This window comes from Pseudomonas sp. H1_G08 (genome assembly GCF_054681355.1).
This window is the reverse complement of the sequence record NZ_CP162822.1, coordinates 4,013,931-4,035,666: the sequence shown is the minus strand read 5'-3', so window position 1 is coordinate 4,035,666 and position 21,736 is coordinate 4,013,931. Positions and strand designations below refer to the sequence as shown.

The 21,736-nt window shown below is 60.8% G+C and carries 17 protein-coding genes; 7 read left to right on the top strand and 10 right to left on the bottom strand.

Annotation, left to right across the window (positions count from 1 at the left end):
* Window positions 1-138 precede the first annotated feature (138 nt).
* From AB4N85_RS18305 to exaC, 5 genes are all read right to left on the bottom strand, one after another.
* Entirely contained in the window at window positions 139-600 is a 462-nt protein-coding gene (locus AB4N85_RS18305) for a GNAT family N-acetyltransferase (protein WP_016773002.1), read from the bottom strand.
* A 115-nt stretch (window positions 601-715) separates the two neighbouring features.
* Complete coding sequence (eutC, locus tag AB4N85_RS18300) at window positions 716-1,540, bottom strand: ethanolamine ammonia-lyase subunit EutC (protein ID WP_252886858.1); 825 nt, start codon at window positions 1,538-1,540, stop codon at window positions 716-718.
* A gap of 5 nt (window positions 1,541-1,545) precedes the next feature.
* On the bottom strand, window positions 1,546-2,940 hold the full coding sequence (locus tag AB4N85_RS18295; RefSeq protein WP_024014467.1) for an ethanolamine ammonia-lyase subunit EutB: 1,395 nt from the start codon (window positions 2,938-2,940) through the stop codon (window positions 1,546-1,548).
* A 52-nt stretch (window positions 2,941-2,992) separates the two neighbouring features.
* On the bottom strand, window positions 2,993-4,444 hold the full coding sequence (gene eat / locus AB4N85_RS18290; protein WP_460065362.1) for an ethanolamine permease: 1,452 nt from the start codon (window positions 4,442-4,444) through the stop codon (window positions 2,993-2,995).
* 172 nt (window positions 4,445-4,616) lie between these two features.
* Window positions 4,617-6,137: an acetaldehyde dehydrogenase ExaC gene (gene exaC / locus AB4N85_RS18285; RefSeq protein WP_024014465.1), complete on the bottom strand. Its 1,521-nt coding sequence runs from the start codon at window positions 6,135-6,137 to the stop codon at window positions 4,617-4,619.
* A gap of 302 nt (window positions 6,138-6,439) precedes the next feature.
* Here exaC and AB4N85_RS18280 point away from each other — a divergent pair, with 302 nt between their 5' ends.
* The 4 genes from AB4N85_RS18280 to AB4N85_RS18265 all read left to right on the top strand — a co-directional run bounded on the left by AB4N85_RS18280 (window position 6,440) and on the right by AB4N85_RS18265 (window position 10,890).
* Window positions 6,440-8,353, top strand: coding sequence for a sigma-54-dependent Fis family transcriptional regulator (locus tag AB4N85_RS18280; RefSeq protein WP_460065359.1), 1,914 nt, complete (start codon window positions 6,440-6,442; stop codon window positions 8,351-8,353).
* Window positions 8,354-8,619: 266 nt separating this feature from the next.
* Entirely contained in the window at window positions 8,620-9,969 is a 1,350-nt protein-coding gene (gene mpl / locus AB4N85_RS18275) for a UDP-N-acetylmuramate:L-alanyl-gamma-D-glutamyl-meso-diaminopimelate ligase (protein WP_016773007.1), read from the top strand.
* A complete protein-coding gene (gene ubiX, locus AB4N85_RS18270; protein WP_150638397.1) occupies window positions 9,966-10,613 on the top strand; it encodes a flavin prenyltransferase UbiX in 648 nt (215 codons plus the stop codon). The genes mpl and ubiX overlap by 4 nt, the downstream gene beginning before the upstream one ends.
* The gene (locus tag AB4N85_RS18265; protein ID WP_095181909.1) at window positions 10,606-10,890 is read left to right on the top strand and encodes a YceK/YidQ family lipoprotein; all 285 of its coding nucleotides are present in this window, start codon (window positions 10,606-10,608) and stop codon (window positions 10,888-10,890) included. The genes ubiX and AB4N85_RS18265 overlap by 8 nt, the downstream gene beginning before the upstream one ends.
* A gap of 130 nt (window positions 10,891-11,020) precedes the next feature.
* On the opposite strand, the gene AB4N85_RS18260 is transcribed toward AB4N85_RS18265, so the two are convergent.
* The 3 genes from AB4N85_RS18260 to AB4N85_RS18250 all read right to left on the bottom strand — a co-directional run bounded on the left by AB4N85_RS18260 (window position 11,021) and on the right by AB4N85_RS18250 (window position 13,975).
* The gene (locus AB4N85_RS18260; RefSeq protein ID WP_016773010.1) at window positions 11,021-11,662 is read right to left on the bottom strand and encodes an oxidoreductase; all 642 of its coding nucleotides are present in this window, start codon (window positions 11,660-11,662) and stop codon (window positions 11,021-11,023) included.
* 27 nt (window positions 11,663-11,689) lie between these two features.
* The gene (locus AB4N85_RS18255) at window positions 11,690-13,417 is read right to left on the bottom strand and encodes a C13 family peptidase (protein WP_460065354.1); all 1,728 of its coding nucleotides are present in this window, start codon (window positions 13,415-13,417) and stop codon (window positions 11,690-11,692) included.
* Window positions 13,418-13,519: 102 nt separating this feature from the next.
* The gene (locus tag AB4N85_RS18250) at window positions 13,520-13,975 is read right to left on the bottom strand and encodes a MaoC family dehydratase (RefSeq protein WP_016773011.1); all 456 of its coding nucleotides are present in this window, start codon (window positions 13,973-13,975) and stop codon (window positions 13,520-13,522) included.
* Between the two features lie 193 nt (window positions 13,976-14,168).
* Between AB4N85_RS18250 and AB4N85_RS18245 the strand changes: the two genes are divergently transcribed.
* From AB4N85_RS18245 to AB4N85_RS18235, 3 genes are read left to right on the top strand one after another with little or no spacing between them, the layout of a single operon-like run.
* On the top strand, window positions 14,169-14,531 hold the full coding sequence (locus AB4N85_RS18245; protein WP_016773012.1) for a CidA/LrgA family protein: 363 nt from the start codon (window positions 14,169-14,171) through the stop codon (window positions 14,529-14,531).
* The gene (locus AB4N85_RS18240; protein ID WP_016773013.1) at window positions 14,531-15,247 is read left to right on the top strand and encodes an LrgB family protein; all 717 of its coding nucleotides are present in this window, start codon (window positions 14,531-14,533) and stop codon (window positions 15,245-15,247) included. Before AB4N85_RS18245 ends, AB4N85_RS18240 begins: the two co-directional genes overlap by 1 nt.
* Before the next feature lie 10 nt (window positions 15,248-15,257).
* Window positions 15,258-15,848, top strand: a complete 591-nt coding sequence (locus AB4N85_RS18235) for an LON peptidase substrate-binding domain-containing protein (protein ID WP_056790666.1) — start codon at window positions 15,258-15,260, stop codon at window positions 15,846-15,848.
* 87 nt (window positions 15,849-15,935) lie between these two features.
* On the opposite strand, the gene AB4N85_RS18230 is transcribed toward AB4N85_RS18235, so the two are convergent.
* Together AB4N85_RS18230 and AB4N85_RS18225 are read right to left on the bottom strand one after the other, a co-directional pair.
* Window positions 15,936-19,406, bottom strand: coding sequence for a calcium-binding protein (locus AB4N85_RS18230; RefSeq protein ID WP_460065349.1), 3,471 nt, complete (start codon window positions 19,404-19,406; stop codon window positions 15,936-15,938).
* Between the two features lie 69 nt (window positions 19,407-19,475).
* Window positions 19,476-21,428, bottom strand: a complete 1,953-nt coding sequence (locus AB4N85_RS18225) for a hypothetical protein (RefSeq protein ID WP_460065346.1) — start codon at window positions 21,426-21,428, stop codon at window positions 19,476-19,478.
* Between the last annotated feature and the right edge of the window lie 308 nt (window positions 21,429-21,736).

The following is a 21,736-nucleotide window of genomic DNA, read 5'->3' as shown; positions in this document are numbered from 1 at the left end:
GAAAGATCGGGATTATACGGTCTGAGCGATGAAAAGCGCGTCGGTTTTGTAGCGGGGAGTGTCGCGAAGTGAGCAATTGTCAGGGAAAAGGTGGCCGTGGCGAGGGAGCGAACTCCCTCATCACCGAAGCCGTTGGAGTCAGAGCTCGTCGCTGATCGGCAGTACGTAGTTCTTGAACTCGGTGTCTTCCTTGAAGCCGATCGATTCGTAGGTTTTCTGCGCCACTTCGTTGTTCGCGCTGGTCGAGACGCGCATGCGCACGGCCTGGGTTTCCTTGGCCATTTTCTTCGCGGTACGGATCAGATTGTCGGCGACCAGTTGCCGGCGCGCGTCTTCAGCAACGTAGATATCGTTGAGAATCCACACGCGTTTGAGCGACAACGAAGAGAAGCTCGGATAGAGCTGGCAGAAACCCATGAGTTTCTTGTCGTCATCGTCGGCCAGGGCCAGATAGATTACCGACTCTTTGCGGCGCAAGCGCTTTTCGAGGAACGCGCGGGAGGAATCCGGGTAAGGCAGGGAGCCGTAGAACTCGCGATATTTGACGAACAAAGGAGTCAGCAAATCCAGATGTTCGAGGGTCGCTTGAATAATCCGCATGATAGGTCTCGTCTTCAAGTGGCTGTCTTCAACTGCTCTGACGGCGATGGGAAACCCGGGCGGCCGTGCGTCGATCCTGCCTGAAAGCAGCGCAGAAAGGCAATGCGGAAACGGTTCAGGCTGGCGGTGGATCGAGCAGGAAGTTGCCTTTCATGTCGACAGCGTCGTCCGCCTCCAATGTGTGCAGCTGAGCTTCATCCTTCAGGTTGACCCCCGACAGCTGGCGCCGACAGGCCTCGCGCATCAGATACAGCAAGCGATGCGCCGCCATGCCGTAGCTCAAACCTTCAAGCCGAACATTGGAAATGCAGTTGCGATACGCGTCGGTGAGGCCGACCTTCGGCGCGTAGGTGAAATACAGCCCGAGGCTGTCCGGTGAACTCAAGCCCGGGCGCTCGCCGATCAGCATCACCACCATTTTCGCCCCGAGCAGTTGGCCGATCTCGTCACCGATGGCGACGCGACCCTGTTTCACCAGCACCACCGGCGCCACGGACCAGCCGTCGCCGCTCATCTGTTCTTCCAGGCGTGTCAGGAACGGCAGCGTGTGCCGATGCACCGCCAGCGCCGACAGGCCATCCGCGACGACCATCACCAGATCGACCCCGCCCGGGTGTTGGCTGGCGTAATCGCGCAAGGTCTGCGCCGATTCATCGCTGAGCTTGCGCCCCAGGTCCGGGCGTTGCAGATAGGTGTGTCGGTCCGGCGCGGCGCTTTGCAGCGCCAGGGTTTCCCGCCCGCGCTCGCTCAGTTGTGCGCTGATTTCGCTGTGATCGAAGGCCAGATGCACGGCATCACGGGCCTGGGCGTGGGCAAACTGAAAATCCAGCTGCGCCCGCGTCGGCAGGCTGGTGCCGGTGCGGCCCAGGGCAATCCGCGCCGGGGTCAGACGGCGCAGTTCCAGCCAGGGGTTTTGCGGATCGACCGGTGGTTTTTCCATAAGACTTATCCCAAGTGCGCCAAGGCCTGGCGGAAGGCCGGCGGCAGGTTGTTACCGAAGCGAACCTTGCCGTCCGCCTGAGTGAAGATGCCCATGTTGGCCAGCCATTGCTCGAACTCCGGCGCCGGTTTCAGGCCCAGGGTCTGGCGGGCGTACAAGGCGTCGTGAAACGAAGTGGTCTGGTAATTGAGCATGATGTCGTCGGAGCCGGGGATGCCCATGATGAAGTTGATCCCGGCGACGCCGAGCAACGTCAGCAGGGTATCCATGTCGTCCTGGTCGGCTTCGGCGTGGTTGGTGTAGCAGATGTCGCAGCCCATCGGCACGCCGAGCAGCTTGCCGCAGAAGTGATCTTCAAGGCCGGCGCGGATGATCTGCTTGCCGTTGTAGAGGTATTCCGGGCCGATAAATCCTACGACGGTGTTCACCAGGAACGGCTTGAAATGTCGCGCCACGGCGTAGGCCCTTGTCTCGCAAGTCTGTTGATCTATGCCGTGGTGGGCGTTGGCCGACAGCGCGCTGCCTTGACCGGTTTCGAAATACATCAGGTTCTGCCCGAGGGTGCCGCGCTTGAGACTCAGGCCGGCGTCGTAGCCTTCCTGCAACACGTTGAGGTTGATGCCGAAACTGGCGTTGGCCGCCTCAGTGCCGGCAATCGACTGGAACACCAGATCCAGCGGCACGCCACGGTTGATCGCCTCGATCGAGGTGGTGACGTGGGTCAGCACGCAGGCTTGAGTCGGGATGTCGTAGCGCTGGATGATTGCGTCGAGCATCTCTAGCATCGCGCAGATCGAAGCGATGCTGTCAGTGGCCGGGTTGACGCCGATCATCGCATCGCCGTTGCCGTAGAGCAGGCCGTCGAGAATGCTCGCGGCGATGCCGGACGGCTCGTCAGTCGGGTGGTTGGGTTGCAGGCGGGTCGACAGGCGCCCGCGCAAACCGAGGGTGCCGCGAAATTGGGTGACCACGCGGATTTTCTGCGCGACCAGCACCAGATCCTGTACACGCATGATTTTCGACACGGCGGCGACCATTTCCGGGGTCAGGCCGGGGGCGAGGGCGCGCAGGCTGGTTTCGTCCGCCGCGTCACTCAGCAGCCAGTCGCGAAAGCCGCCAACGGTGAGGTGACTGACCACGGCGAAGGCTTGTTTGTCGTGGGTGTCGATGATCAGTCGAGTGACTTCATCGGCTTCGTAGGGAATCAGCGCTTCCTGCAGGAAGTGCGTGAGCGGGATGTCCGCCAGGGCCATTTGCGCGGCCACCCGTTCGCCGTCGTTGAGCGCGGCGATCTCGGCGAGAAAGTCCCCCGAGCGGGCGGGGCTGGCCTTGGCCATGACGTCTTTGAGGCTGTCGAAGCGGTAAGTCTGCGCGCCGACCGTGTGAGCAAAACTGGCCATTAAGCGTTCTCCGTGACGGCGCAGAATGCGTCTGCGCCGTGGTTTTCGACAATCAGTGCAAGGCTTGTTCAGCTTTTTGAATCGCCGCGAATTCTTCTTCCGGCGTGCCTGCTACCAAGTGATGCCGACTGTAGAAAGCAAAGTAAGCAATTAACACTCCATAGATGATCGCGGCGCCGATCACCACCCGTGGATCGACGAGGAAACCCGCCACCACGGCGATGCACGCCAATACCAGCGCCACAGCCGAGGTGAAAATGCCGCCCGGCGTGCGATACGGCCGGTCCATTTTGGGGCGCCGGATACGCAGGGTGATGTGCGCGGCCATCATCAGCACATAGGAAATGGTCGCGCCGAACACCGCGACCAGAATCAGCAAATCGCCCTGGCCGGTCAGCGACAGACCAAAGCCGATGATGCCGGGAATCACCAGAGCCAGCACCGGTGCCTTGCTCTTGTTGGTCTGCGACAGTTTGCGCGGCAGATAACCGGCCCGCGACAGCGCGAAGATCTGCCGCGAGTAGGCGTAGATGATCGAGAAGAAACTGGCAATCAGCCCAGCCAGACCGACAAGGTTGACGAAGCTGCCCATCCAGGTCGAGCCACCGTAGGCTTTGCTCAGTGCTTCGACCAGTGGATTACCGGAGGTCAGCAGCGAATTCGCACCAGCGCCGCCGGGACCGACGATCAGAATCAGCAGGGCAAACATCAGCAGCACCAGCATTGCCCCTATCAGGCCACGCGGCAGATCGCGCTTGGGGTTTTTGGTTTCTTCTGCGGCCAATGGCACGCCTTCGACGGCGAGGAAAAACCAGATCGCATAGGGAATCGCCGCCCACACGCCGACGTAGCCGAACGGCAGAAACGGGCTGGCACCGACCGCAGTGGTCACCGGGATGTCGAGCAGGTTGGCAACGTCGAAGTGCGGCACCATCGCCACCAGAAACACCCCCAGCGCCAGCGCGGCGACGGCGGTAATGATGAACATCAGCTTGAGCGCTTCGCCGACCCCGAAAATGTGGATGGCGATGAAGATGATGTAGAACGCCAGATAGATCATCCAGCCGCCAATACCGAACAGCGACTCGCAGTAGGCACCGATGAACACCGCGATGGCGGCGGGGGCGATGGCGTATTCGATGAGGATCGCGGTGCCGGTGAGAAACCCGCCCCACGGCCCGAACGCACTGCGGGCGAAACCGTAGCCGCCGCCAGCGGTGGGAATCATCGACGACAATTCGGCCAGGGAAAAACACATGCACAGGTACATGGTCGCCATCAGCAGCGTGGCGAGAAACATCCCGCCCCAGCCACCCTGGGCGAGGCCGAAATTCCAGCCGGCGTAGTCGCCGGAAATCACATAAGCGACGCCGAGGCCCACCAGCAGGACCCAGCCGGCGGCGCCTTTTTTCAGTTCGCGTTGTTGGAAATAATCGGTGCCGACTTTTTCGAAGTCGACGGAGGAGCCGGTCGCCGGAGCGCCGGCCGGGGATTCGCTTGGCATAGGGTTCACCATTTTTATTGTTTTATTGGCCCGGCTACAGCCAGGAACCTGATCGTTCCCACGCGCAGCATAGGAATGTATCAACGGACGCTCCGCGTTCGGCTTTGAAGGAACGCGGAGCGTCCCGGGCTGGATTCCCACGCAGAGCGTGGGAACGATCAGCATCGCAGGATCAGAAGAATCCCAACGGATTGATGTCGTAGCTCACCAGCAGGTTCTTGGTCTGCTGATAATGGTCGAGCATCATTTTGTGGGTTTCACGCCCGACGCCGGACTTCTTGTAACCGCCGAACGCGGCATGCGCCGGGTACAGGTGGTAGCAGTTGGTCCACACGCGACCGGCCTTGATCGCCCGGCCCATCCGGTAGGCGCGGTTGATGTCGCGGGTCCACAGGCCGGCGCCGAGGCCGAACTCGGTGTCGTTGGCAATCGCCAGGGCTTCGGCTTCGTCCTTGAAGGTGGTGATGCTCACCACCGGGCCGAAGATTTCTTCCTGGAACACGCGCATCTTGTTGGTGCCCTTGAGCAGGGTCGGCTGGATGTAATAACCGGTGGCCAGGCTGCCCTCGAGTTTTTCCACCTTACCGCCGGTCAGCAGTTCCGCACCTTCGCCCTTGGCGATTTCCAGGTACGAGAGGATCTTGTCGAATTGCTGCTCCGATGCCTGGGCGCCGACCATGGTGTCGGTGTCCAGCGGGTCGCCACGTTTGATCTGGCTGACTTTCTTCATCACTGCCTGCATGAATTCGTCGTAGATCGATTCCTGCACCAGCGCGCGGGAAGGGCAGGTGCACACTTCGCCCTGGTTGAAGAACGCCAGCACCAGGCCTTCGGCAGCCTTTTCGATGAAGCTCGGCTCGGCCTGCATGATGTCTTCGAAGAAGATGTTCGGCGACTTGCCGCCCAGTTCCACGGTCGACGGAATGATGTTTTCCGCTGCGCATTTCATGATGTGCGAGCCGACCGGGGTCGAGCCGGTGAAAGCAATTTTGGCGATGCGCTTGCTGGTCGCCAGCGCTTCGCCTGCCTCTTTACCGAAACCTTGCACGACATTGAGCACGCCCGGCGGCAGCAGGTCGCCGATCAGTTCCATCAGCACGCAGATGCCCAGCGGGGTTTGCTCGGCAGGCTTGAGCACCACGCAGTTACCGGCGGCCAGCGCTGGCGCGAGTTTCCACGCGGCCATCAGCAGCGGGAAGTTCCACGGGATGATCTGGCCGACCACGCCCAGCGGTTCATGAATGTGATAGGCCACAGTGTTGCCGTCGATTTCCGCAGCGCTGCCTTCCTGGGCGCGCAGGCAACCGGCGAAATAACGGAAATGGTCAGCGGCGAGCGGGATGTCGGCGTTGAGGGTTTCGCGGATGGCTTTACCGTTGTCCCAGGTTTCGGTGATCGCCAGCAGTTCGAGATTCTCTTCGATGCGATCGGCGATTTTCAGCAGGATCAGCGATCGCGCCTGCACGGAAGTGGCGCCCCACGCATCGGCGGCGGCGTGGGCAGCGTCCAGCGCCTTGTCGATGTCCTCGGCGGTGGAGCGGGGGAATTCGGCGATTGGCTGGCCATTGACTGGCGAGGTATTGGTGAAGTACTGACCTTTGACCGGCGCGACGAATTCGCCGCCGATGTAGTTACCGTACTTGCTCTTGAACGAGACTTTGGCGCCGTCGGTACCGGGATGGGCGTAACGCATGATGATGTTCTCCTTGGCTTTGTACTTATTAGAGAAACGCGCAAGTGCGCTTGCTATAAGCGTAGAGCAAGGCTCGGGCCACTGCCGTGCAGGTCAGGCAAATCAAGGGCTTGGCCGGTTTGTCTCGGACGAATGGAGTGGCGCTGTGACGGTTTCGGTACAGCGCGAGTGACAGTTTGTACCGCTTGCGGCACAGCCCTTGACCGGACGGTCTTGCCGGCATTGCAATGCCGGAGCCGCTGGAGGATGCTGGGCGTCACCTCATGCTTTGGGCCATCGCGCCCCGGGGAGAACAATAAGAAATGCACGACAACCATTTGAGTCGCCATGCCCGCCAGGTTCTCACCGTCACCCAGGGCAAACCGCACCTGCACGGCCCCGGCGCCGATCCATCGATCGCCCGTTCGTGGCTGCGTTGCCTTGAGGACTATCACCTCGATCCTTCTGTGACCATGGCGCCGACCGTGCTCGAGCATGGCCGAGTACTGGAAAGTCGCGAACGTCTGCAACAAGTGCTGCAAATCGCCGGCACCGAGATGACTAGCCTGCATCAGCAACTCTCCGGTGCCGGCCATGCGGTGCTGCTGACTGACGCGCGCGGTGTGATCCTCAATTGCGTCACCGCGCCGGCCGAACGGAAGATTTTCGAGCGCGCCGGGCTCTGGCTCGGCGCCGACTGGAGCGAAGCCTGCGAAGGCACCAACGGCATCGGCACCTGTCTGGTCGAGCGTCAGGCGCTGACCATTCACCAGGACGAGCATTTTCGCGGCCGCCATACCGGGCTGACCTGTTCGGCGAGCCCGGTGTTCGATCCCCATGGTGAATTGCTGGCGGTACTCGATGTGTCCTCGGCAAGGCCAGACGTTTCACGGCAAAGTCAGTTCCACACCATGGCGCTGGTCAATCTGTCGGCGAAGATGATCGAGAGCTGCTACTTCCTGCGCTGTTTCGATAATCAATGGTTGCTGCGTTTTCATCTGCAGGCCGAGTCCGTCGGCCTGTTCAGCGAAGGGCTGCTGGCGTTTGACGGCGAAGGGCGGATCAGCGCAGTCAACCAGAGTGCGCTGAACCTGCTCGGGCATATTCGCGGTGGTTTGCTCGGTAAACCGGTGGAAGCGTTTTTCGATTGTTCGCTGGATGACCTGCTAGGGCGGGCGAGTGCCAACGCCAGCGCCAGTTGGCCGCTGCGCACCCGTGATGGCCGGCATCTGTTTGCCGTGTTGCGCGGCGAATCGCGCAAGCCGATGGCCATCGTTCCAACGCCAATCGCTGCTCCAGCGCCACGCCTGTCCGGCATCTGCCTCGGCGATGAAGCGTTGCAGGCGGAATTTCGCAAAGCCCTGCGCGTGTTCGAGCGCGACGTGCCGCTGTTGATCAACGGCGAAACCGGCTCGGGCAAGGAAGCGTTCGCCAAGGCAGTGCATCAGGCCAGCCAGCGCTGCGGCAACGCTTTTGTCGCACTCAATTGCGCGGCCATTCCGGAAAGCCTGATCGAGAGCGAATTGTTCGGTTATCGCGGCGGCAGCTTCACCGGCGCACGCAAGGACGGCATGCGCGGCAAGCTGCAACAGGCAGATGGCGGCACCTTGTTCCTCGACGAAATCGGCGACATGCCACTGGCGTTGCAGACGCGTTTGCTGCGGGTGCTGGAAGATCGGCAAGTGGTGCCGATTGGCGGTGAACCGCAAGCGGTGGACGTGCGCATCATCAGTGCGACGCACCGCAATTTGCTCGAACGAGTCGAGGACGGCAGTTTCCGTGAAGACCTGTATTACCGCTTGAACGGGCTGGAAGTGGCGTTGCCGGCATTGCGCGAGCGCAGTGATAAATCGCAGTTGCTGGATTTTCTGCTGGCCGAGGAGGCAGGGGGCGAAACGATTCTGATCGACGAACCGGCGCGGCAGGCGTTGTTGGCATTCAACTGGCCGGGCAATGTGCGGCAGTTGCGCAATGTCCTGCGCACCCTGGCGGCGTTGTGTGATGGCGGGCGGGTCGGCGTTGAGGATTTACCGGTGATGATTCGGCAGGCGCGGCCGGCGGTTGTGGCGGCGCAGATCGCCGCCCAGCCACTGGACGACGCCGAGCGTCTTGCATTGCTCAATGCGCTGGAGCAGACGCGCTGGCACATGACCCATACAGCGCAGCAACTGGGCGTAAGCCGCAACACCCTTTATAGAAAACTGCGTAAACACGGAATTGAGCGGCGTGTCAGCTGAAAGCCCTCACCCTAACCCTCTCCCAGAGGGAGAGGGGACTGACCGAGGTGTTTTGGCGATTTACGCCGACCTGAAATATCGAGCCGAACTAAAAATTTGAAAGCGACCGAGATCGGCTCCCTCTCCCTCCGGAGAGGGCTGGGGTGAGGGGCTGCGGTCTGAAGCCGTGCGCAGATGTAGCCGCCAACCCGTCTCCATCCTTCAGCTAAAGAGTGCCATTTCCCCCTCCCTACGCTAACCTGCGGCCATGTTTTACGAGGTCGACTATGCACATTCATATTCTGGGTATCTGCGGGACTTTCATGGGCTCGATGGCGGTGTTGGCCAAAGAGCTGGGTCATCACGTCACCGGCTCCGACGCCAACGTCTATCCGCCGATGAGCACGCAGCTCGAGGCCCAGGGCATTCAGCTGACGCAGGGTTATGACCCGGCACAGCTCGATCCGGCGCCGGATCTGGTGGTAATCGGCAATGCCATGTCCCGTGGCAACCCGGCGGTGGAATATGTGCTGAACAAAGGCCTGCCGTACGTCTCCGGCCCGCAGTGGCTGGCTGACCACGTGCTGCAAGGTCGCTGGGTATTGGCCGTGGCCGGTACGCATGGCAAAACCACCACGAGCAGCATGCTTGCCTGGGTGCTGGAACATGCCGGGATGAGCCCGGGTTTCCTCATCGGCGGCGTGCCGCAGAATTTCTCGGTGTCGGCGCGCCTGGGCGGTACGCCGTTCTTTGTGATCGAGGCTGACGAATACGACAGCGCCTTTTTCGACAAGCGTTCGAAATTCGTTCACTACCGTCCGCGCACTGCGATCCTCAACAATCTTGAGTTCGATCACGCCGACATCTTCCCTGATCTACCAGCAATCGAGCGTCAGTTTCATCACTTGGTGCGCACCATTCCGAGCGAAGGGCTGGTCATCCACCCGACCACCGAGCCGGCCTTGCAGCGCGTGATCGAGATGGGTTGCTGGACCCCGGTGCAAACCACCGGCGCCGGCGGTCAGTGGCAGGTAAAACTACTGAGCGAGGACGGTTCGGCGTTCGAAGTGATGTTCGAAGGCGTGTCCCAGGGCACCGTCGAGTGGGAATTGACCGGTCAACACAACGTCGCCAATGCCTTGGCCGCGCTGGCTGCGGCGCGTCACGTTGGCGTGGTGCCATCGATGGGCATCGCCGGGTTGAGCGCGTTCAAGAACGTCAAACGACGCATGGAGAAAGTCGCCGAGGTGCGCGGCATCACCATTTACGACGACTTCGCTCACCACCCGACCGCCATCGCCACCACGCTTGATGGCCTGCGCAAACGCATCGGCGACGCGCCACTGATTGCGATCATCGAGCCGCGCTCCAATTCGATGAAGCTCGGCGCCCACCGTGACGGTTTGCCGGACAGTGTGGTCGATGCCGATCAAGTGATCTGGTATGCCCCGGCCAATCTCGGTTGGGATCTCGGCGCCACCGCAGCGTTATGCACCGTGCCGTCCATCGTCAGCGATTCGCTGGAAGGCATCATCGAGCGCGTGAAGAGCCAGGCGCAGCCCGGTACTCACGTGGTGATCATGAGCAACGGCGGCTTCGGCGGCCTGCACGGCAAGCTTGCCGAGGCACTGCAATGAACAGTTTTTCCCAGGCCGGCGGCCCGGAACGCATCACCCTGGCGATGACCGGCGCATCGGGCGCGCAGTACGGCTTGCGCCTGCTCGATTGCCTGGTGCGCGAAGATCGCGAAGTGCACTTCCTGATCTCCAAGGCGGCGCAACTGGTAATGGCCACCGAGACCGATGTGTCCCTGCCGAACAAGCCGCAGATGATGCAGGCCTTTCTGACCGAATACACCGGCGCCGCTGCCGGGCAGATTCGCGTGTATGGCAAGGAAGACTGGATGTCGCCGGTGGCTTCGGGCTCCGGCTCGCCGGCAGCCATGGTGGTGGTGCCGTGTTCGACCGGCACGCTGTCGGCGATTGCCACCGGCGCCTGCAACAACCTGATCGAACGCGCGGCGGACGTTACGCTGAAAGAGCGCCGCCAGTTGATTCTGGTGCCGCGCGAGGCGCCGTACTCGAGCATTCATCTGGAGCACATGCTCAAGCTGTCGAATCTGGGCGTGACGATACTGCCGGCCTCGCCGGGCTTCTATCACCAGCCGCAGACCATCGATGATCTGATCGACTTCGTTGTGGCGCGGATCCTCAATCTGCTCGGCATCCCGCAGGACATGCTGCCGCGTTGGGGCGAGCATCACTTGAGCAGCGATGAATAAGCTGCTGGTGCTTGTGCTGGCCCTGCAATTGGGTGGATGCGCTACCGTGCGCACGCTGGATGCGGCCAAACCCGGCGCGCCGGTGGTGTATGCCGGGACGCGGCTGGATTTGTATGCGTTGAACGGCGGGTGTTGTGCGATGGACCGGTTCGGTGCCGAGGCGCCGAGCTATCCGGGAGTGGACCTGCCGGCCAGCGCGTTGCTCGATACGCTGTTGTTACCGTTGTCGTTGCTGACGGTGATTGGAGTAGGTTTTCAAGCGACTGGTGGATTGTAGCGACTGATCGTTCCCACGCTCTGCGTGGTAACGCATCCTGTGACGCTCCGCGTCACGCTTTTTAGGACGCAGAGCGTCCATGGCTGCATTCCCACGCAGAGCGTGGGAACGATCATCATGGGTGGATGGATTATTTGCCGAGCTTCCTCAGTTCATCCGATTCGATCACCCGCACCCCATCCTGTTCTTCCAGCGCCAGGCGCCACATCGCTCGCGCCAACTGGCACGCTTCGATGCCGTGATATTTCCCCGGAATCAGCTTCGATAACGGCCCGGCCAGTTGCTCGACCAGGCGTGGTTCGGTGCGTTCGCCAAGCAACAGCGAGGGTCGGCAAATGGTCAGCTGCGGCCAGTTCTGCGCGCGCAGGGCCTGTTCCATTTCACCTTTGACCCGGTTGTAGAACACCGAGGAATTCGGATCGGCGCCAATCGCACTGATCACGATCAGGTGCCGCGCGCCCATTTCCCGCGCGCGCTTGGCAAACGCCACGACCATGTCCAGATCGACTGCGCGAAAGGCTTCTTCGGAGCCGGCCTGCTTGATAGTGGTGCCGAGGCAGCAGTAGGCGATATCGACCCGGCCACTGAGCTGCGGCAGAAACGCCTGCGGGTCACCGACCGGGTTTTCCAGATGCGGATGCTCGGCCAGCGGCCGGCGCGAAGGGGCGAGGACACGGGTAATGGTTGGTTCGTTGAGCAAACGGTCGAGCAGATGTTCACCGGTCAGTCCGGTGGCTCCGGCAAGCAATACGTGCTGAGGCGTCAAGTACATAGTGTCTCTCCCTTGATACTGTTCAGCTTAGTTGCCTTTTTTCGCCGCGTCGTTCAATGCGCTGCTTTGCAACGCTTTGCGCGCCTGCTGTTTTCGCAGCAGCTGCCAATGCGACAGCACGGTTTTCGGCGCCCAGATCTGCGGCTCCGAGGCTTCGAAGCCGTCGGCCAGCTCACGTTCGGCGACGGTGGCCTTGGCCAGTTTGAATGCCTGCTCAAGGTCGTCGGTCTGGTTCAGTGCCTGGGCAAACAGCGCATCGCCGAAATAAGTGAAGTTGGCTTCTTCCGAGCAACCGAACGACACCCGATCGGCGCGCGAGGCAGTCATGATCAGCGTGCGTTCGTCCTTCAGCGCCGGGATAAATCCACCGGAATAGCACGAGGAAATCACGATGACCTTGTCGCGATGCTTCAGCGGCGCGAGCACGGCGGCGAGTTCATCGGCGGGCAGGTCGGCCAGCTCCATGCGCGGCTGATCGAGCACCAGTTCATGTTCGGCGGTGCCGTGGCTGGTCAGATAAATGAACAGCAGGTCTTCCGGCCCGCTGCGTTCGGCAAGGGCTTGCGCGGCGCGGCGCAGGTTTTCGCGGGTGGCCATCGGCCGGTCGCCGAGATGATCGCGATGATTGACCAGGCGGATCTGGCCGTAGGCGCCGAAGCGCGTACTGAGCATGTTGGCGACGTAATCGGATTCACGCAGGAACACGCTTTGCTTGCCGTCGCCACCGAGGGTCAGGGTGTACAACTCGACTGCCGGAGTCGAAGCGGGGATCGCCGCCAGTGCCTCGTCGAGCAGACGACCCTGGGCGAGCAGACCGAGTTCGAGAGTGTCGGGCAGCAACTTGCCGTCGGCGTCACGTACGCGTTGGCCGTTGATCCAGGTGCCGCTGAGCACGCTGCCATCGGTCAGCACCAGAGTACCGCGTCCTGAATAGCTGTCGTTGTCGAAGCCGCCGATGTAGAAGCTGCCATCGGCGAGGTTCAAACGGCCCTGGCCGGTGAAGCGCCAGTCATTGAACACACCGATGTAATGGCTGCCATCAGCGCCGATCAGTTCGCCCTTGCCGGTCAGCGCGCCTTCCTTGAACTGGCCGAGCCAGACGTCGCCGTCGGCGTTCTCGTAGCGGCCTTTGCCGTGCAATTGATTGTTCTTGAAGCCGCCGAAGTAGATATCGCCGTCGGCGCTGTTGTAAGTGCCGTTGCCTTCCAGTTGACCGTTGACGAAATGGCCCGTGAACGAATTGCCGCTGGCATCGCCGCGCTGGCCTTCGCCGTTGGGTTTGCCGTGGGCGAACTGGCCTTGATAGGAGCTGCCGTCGTCCATTTCCAGACGGCCGAGGCCGGAATACTGGTCAGCCTTGAACTCGCCGCGATAGGTCATGCCGTTTTCTTTCAGCGTACCTTCGCCATCGCGCCGGCCCTGCTTGAAACCACCGGTATAACTGCTGGCATTGGTGCTCAGGCTGCCCTGTCCATCAAACAGACCTTGCTGGAACTGGCCGCGATAGACCTCGCCATTGCTGCCATGCCATTCGCCCTGCCCGTGCCACTGCCCCTTGTCGAACTCTCCGGCGTACCAACTGCCGTTGGGGTAGTCGACGCGGCCCTGACCTTGCAGCAAGCCGTCGACCAGTTCACCGCGATAGCGACCGCCATCGGGCAGGCGCGCATCCGGCGGCAACAGCGATTCGCCGTCGCCGCAAGCGGTGAGCATCAGGGTCAGGGCAAGGGGTGCAAGTCGAGCGATTGAGCGCATAGCGGGATCCGGGCAATTAGGCGACCGAGTATGCCGCAGCTATGCGTCGCATATATACAGACGTGACGCGAAACAGCGTGCGCTGCTTCGCATCCGGGATGATCAGACGAAGCAGAGTGACAGCGGCTCGGCGATGTAGGCCGGTTTGTCCGAGCCTTCTATCTCCAGTGTCGCGGTGGCCTTGAGCAGCCACTGGCCGGGTTTTTTCTCGGTCACTTCGACCATGTCGACCTTCAGTCGGACTTTCGAATTGACCTTGACCGGCTGGATGAAACGCACGCTGTCCAGGCCATAGTTGACGACCATCTTCACGCCTTCGGGCAGCACGAGGATGTCTTCCATCAGTTTCGGCATCAGCGACAGCGACAGGAAACCATGGGCAATCGTGCTGCCAAACGGCGTTTGCGCAGCCTTGACCGGATCGACGTGAATGAACTGAAAATCACCAGTGGCTTCGGCGAACAGGTTGATGCGCTCCTGATCGATGGTGAGCCATTCGGAACGTCCAAGTTCCTTGCCGACATAATCTTTGAGCTCTGCAACGGGAACATAGGGCATTGAGACTCTCCTTGGGTTCATCGGTTTTATAGTTTTTCAGGGGGCGGATTTGACCGGCCTGCGAACCACTGTAGATCATCATGGCGATTTGCTCAGGTCAACCGACCATGCTTTTGGCGAATGCCGGTCCATAGCGCCGGCATGCTTATAATGCCGAGCCCCTGCTGGGTGAAATAGAAGACGGAGATGTCAGATGTTGTTACGTGGCCTGACCCTGCTGGTGCTGTTCCAACTGCTCGGCACGGCGCTCAATCATTTGCTGTTGCCGATATTGCCGGGGCCGATCATCGGGCTGCTGCTGTTGCTGGTGTTCCTGATCATTCGCGGTGAAGTCGGCGAGCCGCTGAATCAGGCAGCGGGCAGCCTGCTGCGTTATCTGCCGTTGCTGCTGGTGCCGCCGGCGGTGGGCGTGATGGTGTATGCCACGGCGATTGCCGCCGATTTCTGGGCGATCGTCGGCGCGCTGGTGGTCTCGCTGATCCTGTCGATGGCGTTTGCCGGCGTGCTCATGCAGCGGCTGGTCAAACGTCACGCGCCGCCGGCGGAGGAATCCTGATGCTGTTCGACTGGCAAGGCGCGTGGGCGTCGGTGATTCACCATCCGCTGTTCGGCATTGGCATCACCCTCGGTGCCTATCAACTGGTGCTGGCGGCGTTCGAGAAAACCCGCTGGATCTTTCTGCAACCGGTGCTGGTCTCCATGTTGTTGGTGATCGGTGTGCTGGTCGGCTGCGGCCTGACCTACGCGGAGTATCGCAAGAGCACCGAAATCCTCAGCATTCTGCTGGGGCCGGCCACGGTGGCGCTGGCGGTGCCGCTCTATTTGAATCTGCGGCGCATCCGGCAATTGTTCTGGCCGATTTTTACTACGCTGGTGATAGGCGGGGTGGTCGCAACGGGCATGGGCGTGGCGCTGGGCTGGTGGTTCGGTGCCGATCACATGATCCTGATGACCATGGCGCCTAAATCGGTGACGTCGCCGATCGCCATGCTGGTTGCCGAGCAGATCGGCGGTGTGGCGGCGCTGGCAGCGGTGTTTGTATTGATCACCGGGGTCATCGGCGCGATCTTCGGCCCGGCGCTGCTGACCCGCCTCGGCGTGCATAGCCCCGAAGCGCGCGGCATGGCGCTGGGCATGACCGCTCATGCGGTCGGCACGGCGGTGGCGATGCAGGAAAACGATGAGTGCGGCGCGTTCGCCGCGCTGGCAATGAGTCTGATGGGTGTGGCCACGGCGGTGTTCCTGCCGTTGGCGGTGTCGATGGTGGTGTAAGGAAATGTCTATGAGTCTGCCGCTTTTTCCGCTGAACACGGTGCTGTTCCCCGGCTGCAACCTCGATCTGCAGATCTTCGAGGCGCGCTACCTCGACATGATCGGCCGCTGCATGAAACAGGGCGTCGGCTTCGGGGTGGTGTGCATCCTTGAGGGCAGCGAAGTCGGCGTCGCGCCGGAAGGTTTTGCGCTGGTTGGCTGCGAAGCGCGGATCACCGATTTCCAGCAACAGGACAACGGCCTGCTCGGCATTCGTATCCAGGGCGGGCGGCGTTTCACGGTGTTGCGCACCGAAGTGCAGCGCGATCAGTTGATCGTCGCCGACGTCGAATGGCTGGACGATGAGCCCGAGCAACCGTTGCAGGACGAGGACGCCGATCTGGTCGCGCTGCTCAAGGCGCTGGCCGAACACCCGATGGTCGAAGCGTTGGACATGGGCACTGAAGCCGCCGGTCAACAGTCACTGGCCAATCAGCTTGCCTACCTGTTGCCGTTCGCCGAAGAAGACAAGATCGATCTGCTGCAACTCGACGACCCTCAGCAACGGCTGGATGCGATCCAGGCATTACTCGACGAGTTGCAGGGCGAACTGTTCGCCTAGTTTCACTTGCAAAACGCATGACTCAAGGCGCAAACGAAGATCAGCGCAGGCCCACCCTGACACGATGTTGAAACCGGCAGCGCACCGTCAGCTCATGTTGACCGGGATGAACAGACCTTCGCGGTCGACGCGCTCTTGCAGATCATTGAGCAGGCGCCATTGATTGCTCACCGAGTTGTAAACCAGCGTGCCCGCTGTCTCGGGTTTGTAACCGATGTGGGTGACGTAGACCCGCGCGGCCATTTCGTGGCGCTGTTTGTGCTTGTCGATATCCGTCAGCAATGCCTCGACACTGGCGTAGCCACGCGCATCGATCACATACAGCTGCAACACCTCAAACAGCAGCGAGACTTCATAAATGTTGCCGGCTGACGTCACCACACAAATGGACTCCACCGGAGTGTCATCCAAGATGTCCGGCAACTCCACCGTGACGCTGGCAATGCGCAGGCGGTTGCCCTGGAGCTGAATGTCGGCGCGCGTGACGGTTTCTGTCAGGGCACGGGTGAACAGATTCCATCTCGATGCATTGGCCGTTTTTGCCGCAGCGCCCGGTGTGGCCAGACGCAGGATGCTGTTGCTGGCGAGATAAACGTCGTAGGTCGCGCTTTTGCCTTCGAGCAGATAAATCCCGGTGTGCGGCCGCGATTCGATGACCACTTTGCTGTTCTGGGTGCCCAGTGATGGTTTCTCGCTGACCAGCGGACGGATGAATGGATATTTTCCGTTGCGCCGCTTCAACCAGCTCCGCGAGCTGAGCACACGGATTCCGGGGTTTCTGGCGTCGTCCCGGTAATCGAACGCGGGCACCTGCACGCGGTATGAAACGTCATCCTGCATGACCAGCATGATGTCCCGGGCCAGAAGCGGTGTCGTGACCTTCAGGCTGTTTTGGCCACTGTAGCCCGTCGCGGCGGCAATCGTCTGGATCACGCCTTTGAAGGCCAGCACCTTGGATGGCAGCAGAATCGACAGGCTGATGTTGTTGTAGGTCAGGTGCGTATTGCCCGAAACACCCTGGCGCACTTCCAGGCCATAGCTGACCACCACGTCGACAATCTCGCTGTCCTGGTAATCCAGGTAAATGGTGCGGGCGCCGGTAGCGTTGCCTGTGGCGACGAATTCGACCCTGTGCTCGGTACGTGCGACGAAGTGGCGCCGCACGCCCTGACCGTCCAGCGCCACCGTGCCACCGTTGACGATTGCCGGGGCGGGTGCCGGCCGTCCGCTGACAGTGACGGCAACCTCGATGTCCTGACTCAACGCTTCTCCAGGTCGAGTGGGCAGTTGCGCGCGCAGTTCATAGCCATCGAGAGTGCGGAACACCCACCGAGCATTGTTCAATTGGCGCTGACCGTTGACTGTCCGATAGACGTTTTCAAGGGTCAGCACATGGTCGGGGTCGCTGCCGTCCCTGCCGCGCAAGGAGTTGACCACCAGTGAGGTGCCGATGATTTGCCAGCGTTGAATGACCGCCATCGGCCAGCCGAGTTCGATCAGGCTCGAATGGTCGCCACATTCGATGATCGTTGTACGTGCATTGGTGTCGGCGATGTAATAGCGATCTTCGCCGCCGCCGCCCTCAACCGTGCACTCGGTACCAGTGATTGCGATCGTGTCGTTGCCGTCGCCGGCGCTGATGCGGTCGTAACCGTTGGCGGAAATCTGGTTGGGCTGTTCATTGCCCGTGATAGTGCTCGTGCCTTTGCGCAAGGTCGCAACGTTTTCAATGGAGGTCAGGTGGGCGACTTCGAGGGTGTCGTTCGCAGAGTCCGGGCTGCGAAGTGAGACCTTGCCGGTTTGCAGGTTGACGTCGTGACCGATGTAACGCGTGTCGGTAATCGGGCGGACGCCTTCGAACGCAACCAGGTCGTTGCCCGAGCCGCCATCCAGCACATTGATGTGCGGCGGTTTGCTCGATCGATCCAGTTCCTGATCAGAGACTTCCTGGTAGAACGCATCATTTGTGTCGCCGCCCGTCAGTGCCTTATGGCCGTCGCGGTAGGTGAAGAGGTTGGGCCGCGCCTTGACGCCAACCACGCGGTCGTTGCCATCACCCAGACGCCAGAACACGCCTTTGCCTTCGCCTGGGCTGCCGCTGACCATGCCTTTGAGGTTGTCGGGTAATCCGAGGCTTGCGTCGACTGCATCGTCGCCGCCGACGATCACCGCTTGGCTGTCGAGTCTGAACGGCAACTGCCCGGCGCTTTCGTCCCACTGGTAACGCCACAGTTCGACAGGGCGCAGTTCAGCGCGAAACGCGCCATTGACTACCTGTGCGATGGAGTCCTTGTAAGCACCGGCCAGCATGTCTTTCGCCGACAGTTCGAGCTGTTTTCCATAGTCACTGTAAAGCCTGGACAGTTTGAAGCGATCCATCACCTCGGTGTCCAGTTCCTTGCCGGTGAAGGCGAACCATCCCGAGCGCAGACGCTCGAGTGTCGTCAGTTCGATGTAGTCGTCGATATCGTCGACGACCCTGGCGGCCTGATAAACCATCGATCCGCCGATGAGCAGCGCAGCGGCCGCAAGGCCGAGCGGGCCGGCAACGCTGCCGAAGCCGGCCAGCGCGGCGACGCCCAGCACCAGGCTGATACCCGCGCCCGCTACACTCAGGGCACCGCTGAAATAATGATCCTGAGCTTGTTTGCCCGATGTCGCGGCGGCGGCGTTGAAGGATTTGATCGCGTCAACGATGTCGAACGGCAAGGTAATCGCGCTGGCGAACAGTCCCGCACCACGGCTCATGTATTTGCCGATTGAGGTCAGCGCAAAACCCCTCAGCACGTTGCTGCCCTGAGTCAGCATCGCCTGGCCTGTTCTGGTCAGGCCCTGCTCGATGATCAGCGAGCCGAGTTCTGCAGCGATGGATCCGCCGTAGTACAGCATTTCCAGTGCCTCGCCTTTCTTGATCGCATCGGTCAGCGCCATGTAGCTGCTGTAGATGCCGAAGGCTTGCATGCCGACTCCCGCGCCGCTCATCAAATAGCTTTTGCTCTTGTTGATCCAGCCCGGTGCGTTTTCAAACGCGTCCGCACGGTGGATTTCCAGCTTTTGCGCAGCCTTGCCCAGCTTGTTGAGGCGATCCATGGCGCTGCCGGAAACCAGTGGTGTATCACTGATGAACAGTGGGCCGGCATCAATCGAGCGCTTGCAGGCAATTTCGTAGAACAGCATTGCCGCTATGTCATTGGCGGGGAAATCCACGGCCTGCAAGCGCGACTGCACCTGCGCCGATTGAAAATTGAGTCCGTCGAGAAATGCCTGATCCACGCTCTTGATGTGGGCGTTCGCCGCACTGACCGGTTGACCGTCAATGGTCGCCCCCAGCGCTTGCAATTCGACCCGACTGATCATGATCTCACCGATGCGTAGCAGGCCCAGATGCTTGTCCAGGGCTTTGAGGGTTTTGCGAAGCGACGGATCAATGTCAGGCGCCTGCGTCTGATTGCGCATATGGGTGGGCGGCGCATGGGGATTCGCCGAGACGTCGATGGGGGTAACTTCAAGTGCGCGAACGTGGGCGATATGGGTCGCAGGGACGATGAGTTTCGACACGTATTAATCCTTTAATGGTGTGCATGAGGGGGCCGGTCTCCTCTCCGGCGTTGTATGGGCGTGCCCGGTTCAGGGCCAGGCGATGTCGTATGCAAACTCGTTCTTATTGCCCGACAGCTTGAGGATTGGCAGTCCCGCCGCTTCCACTTTGTCGATCAGTCGGTCGTATTGGAATTTGTTGGCATGCCCGGCATGGGTCGCCGCCTCGATACGCTCAGCGTCCGCGCCGGCCTGTTCCTTGATGTCTGCGATCCTGGCGCCTTTGCTCAGGTCTGTGTTCAGTAACCAGATACGCTCGGCTGGAACTCCGCTGCGGGTGACTGAAATCAGCCCCTCGAAATCGTCGGAGGGAAACCAGGTCGGCGGGTTCTCACGCGCAGCGGAATTGAACGCCATGTTCTCTTCGTGCGGGACGACTTCCAGATTGCGCGTGTCGAGGGCGTACATGAACATTTCTGTCTGCCGCGTGCGTGAGGACCGATAACCCCGCTCGTGATCCCAGGCGACGGGACTCTCAGGATCAGACCAGTCGGATGAGGAACTGCTTGAATCATCGGCGTCGCTTGCGCCGCTGTCTGAGCTGCTGTCACCCGCGTCGCGTCCCGGATATTTATGGGTCTGGCTGTTGAAACGCAGGTATGCGGGATCGGGGGCGCTGGCATACATCTGGCCCTGCTCGAGACTGAACGTCGCGCTGATCGGCTTGTGCGTGGTGGCGCCGGGTTTGTGGTGGTAGCGGGGCAGCATGGTGCCGTCATTCGCCAGCTCGAACGGCGTGCGCTCGTCACCGCGAAACAGCGCCGGGACGTCCGTGCGATACAGGCAATTGTGCTTGTTACGCAGGTAACCGAGCTGTTTCAACAGCGCCTCGCGGACTTCGGGGGTCAGGCCTTGTTCGGCGTCGTACCAGTCGTGGCGGGCATTGTGCTTGAGGTTGAGCTGCTCGACCGCATCTGTGGCCAATTGCTCAAAGCGTTGCGGGTGGGTGATGTCATCCAACAGGCGCTTGTGCGCCAGTGCCCAGGCTGGAATCGCCAGATGGTCGCTCATCTCCTGCTGCAAGCGGGTCAATTGCCTGGGCAGCAGATTGAACGATTGCAGAAAGGCTTCGCGCTCTGCACGGCTCATCTGCGGATGCAGCCAGCGCAGTGAGTCGCGCAGCAGATCGGTCAGCGGATTTCCGGTGGTTGTGGGATGTGCCCACTGTGGCGGCATGCCGCTGGCCTGAGCTTCGACACGAAAGCGCGCGATGTCCTGGCCCTGCAAGCCATATAGCTGCCAGATCTCATGATCGGTCCACTGTTTGAGGTGGGTCGGCGACGCCGCGAATCCGCCCGACGGAGGATCTACCGGAATGAAATTGCCAAATGAATCCCTGAAGGCGAACAGGGGGGCGTCTGTGCGCGCTGCAAAAAGCGGATGCATTTCGTAGTAACCCTGAGCATCCGGCGAACGCCCCGATGGACTGTAACGGCTTTGATTGATGGGCGTTGTCGCGGGGGCGAGCCGTGCTCGCTTCGGCGCGGGTTGTTCGGTCAGGCGCCAGGTGGGGCTGTCTGCGTTTTTATACAAAAGCGGTCCGGAGGGCACGCGCTCGGTCAGCAACTTGCTGCGCCATGCGCCGGTTTCATCCACGCCGACGTGAGTGGTTTGCAAAGCGCCCTGATATTCGACGTCGACGAACTTTCTGCCAACGACCCAGCGAAATCCATCGGGGTCAGCGGGCTTCATCCCACGCAGAAAAGCCTCTGACAACCAGTAATCGGTTATTGAAGTGGAATGTTCAGAACGATAAGCGCCATGTGCCGGTAACTGGAAGATTTCGATCGCCGGAAGTCTCGGGTTTGCATCGGCGAGGGGGCTGCCGGAAGTTGTTGGGGGCAGCGTCTGATCGTGACTACCGGTCCTTCTCGATATTTCAACGGCGCTGGCATCGATCAAGGGGCGATGTGGTGCCGGTGCGTGCGGATCAGTTTGATGCGGCGTTGTAACAGGCGTCTTGCGGGGTATCTTTGGACTCATGAATAACTCGACAAAGAATGAATTGATAAATGCCTCGGCAGAACTTCAATGCCGGGTCCGGATAAATATTGATTGTTGGCAAGTGCTCAAGCCGGGCGGATTGAACTCACGGATTTTCTGTTGCGCGAAATACTTCGCCACCGTGTTCCGGCTGGACTATGTAACGCTAGTTTGGCGTCGATTGGGAATGCGGAAACGTCGGTTTTATAACCAGGAAAGTTAACCGCAGGAGGGGAAGTTTGCGTAGGTTATCAACGCCGCTCTTGTCGGAATATTCCGAAAGAGCGGCGTATAAAAAATCTGGCTTG

Coding starts and splice junctions, on each gene's coding strand:
- AB4N85_RS18305 (WP_016773002.1), bottom strand. CDS start 600: ATGCGGATTATTCAAGCGACCCTCGAACATCTGGATTTGCTGACTCCT.
- eutC (WP_252886858.1), bottom strand. CDS start 1,540: ATGGAAAAACCACCGGTCGATCCGCAAAACCCCTGGCTGGAACTGCGC.
- AB4N85_RS18295 (WP_024014467.1), bottom strand. CDS start 2,940: ATGGCCAGTTTTGCTCACACGGTCGGCGCGCAGACTTACCGCTTCGAC.
- eat (WP_460065362.1), bottom strand. CDS start 4,444: ATGCCAAGCGAATCCCCGGCCGGCGCTCCGGCGACCGGCTCCTCCGTC.
- exaC (WP_024014465.1), bottom strand. CDS start 6,137: ATGCGTTACGCCCATCCCGGTACCGACGGCGCCAAAGTCTCGTTCAAG.
- AB4N85_RS18280 (WP_460065359.1), top strand. CDS start 6,440: ATGCACGACAACCATTTGAGTCGCCATGCCCGCCAGGTTCTCACCGTC.
- mpl (WP_016773007.1), top strand. CDS start 8,620: ATGCACATTCATATTCTGGGTATCTGCGGGACTTTCATGGGCTCGATG.
- ubiX (WP_150638397.1), top strand. CDS start 9,966: ATGAACAGTTTTTCCCAGGCCGGCGGCCCGGAACGCATCACCCTGGCG.
- AB4N85_RS18265 (WP_095181909.1), top strand. CDS start 10,606: ATGAATAAGCTGCTGGTGCTTGTGCTGGCCCTGCAATTGGGTGGATGC.
- AB4N85_RS18260 (WP_016773010.1), bottom strand. CDS start 11,662: ATGTACTTGACGCCTCAGCACGTATTGCTTGCCGGAGCCACCGGACTG.
- AB4N85_RS18255 (WP_460065354.1), bottom strand. CDS start 13,417: ATGCGCTCAATCGCTCGACTTGCACCCCTTGCCCTGACCCTGATGCTC.
- AB4N85_RS18250 (WP_016773011.1), bottom strand. CDS start 13,975: ATGCCCTATGTTCCCGTTGCAGAGCTCAAAGATTATGTCGGCAAGGAA.
- AB4N85_RS18245 (WP_016773012.1), top strand. CDS start 14,169: ATGTTGTTACGTGGCCTGACCCTGCTGGTGCTGTTCCAACTGCTCGGC.
- AB4N85_RS18240 (WP_016773013.1), top strand. CDS start 14,531: ATGCTGTTCGACTGGCAAGGCGCGTGGGCGTCGGTGATTCACCATCCG.
- AB4N85_RS18235 (WP_056790666.1), top strand. CDS start 15,258: ATGAGTCTGCCGCTTTTTCCGCTGAACACGGTGCTGTTCCCCGGCTGC.
- AB4N85_RS18225 (WP_460065346.1), bottom strand. CDS start 21,428: ATGAGTCCAAAGATACCCCGCAAGACGCCTGTTACAACGCCGCATCAA.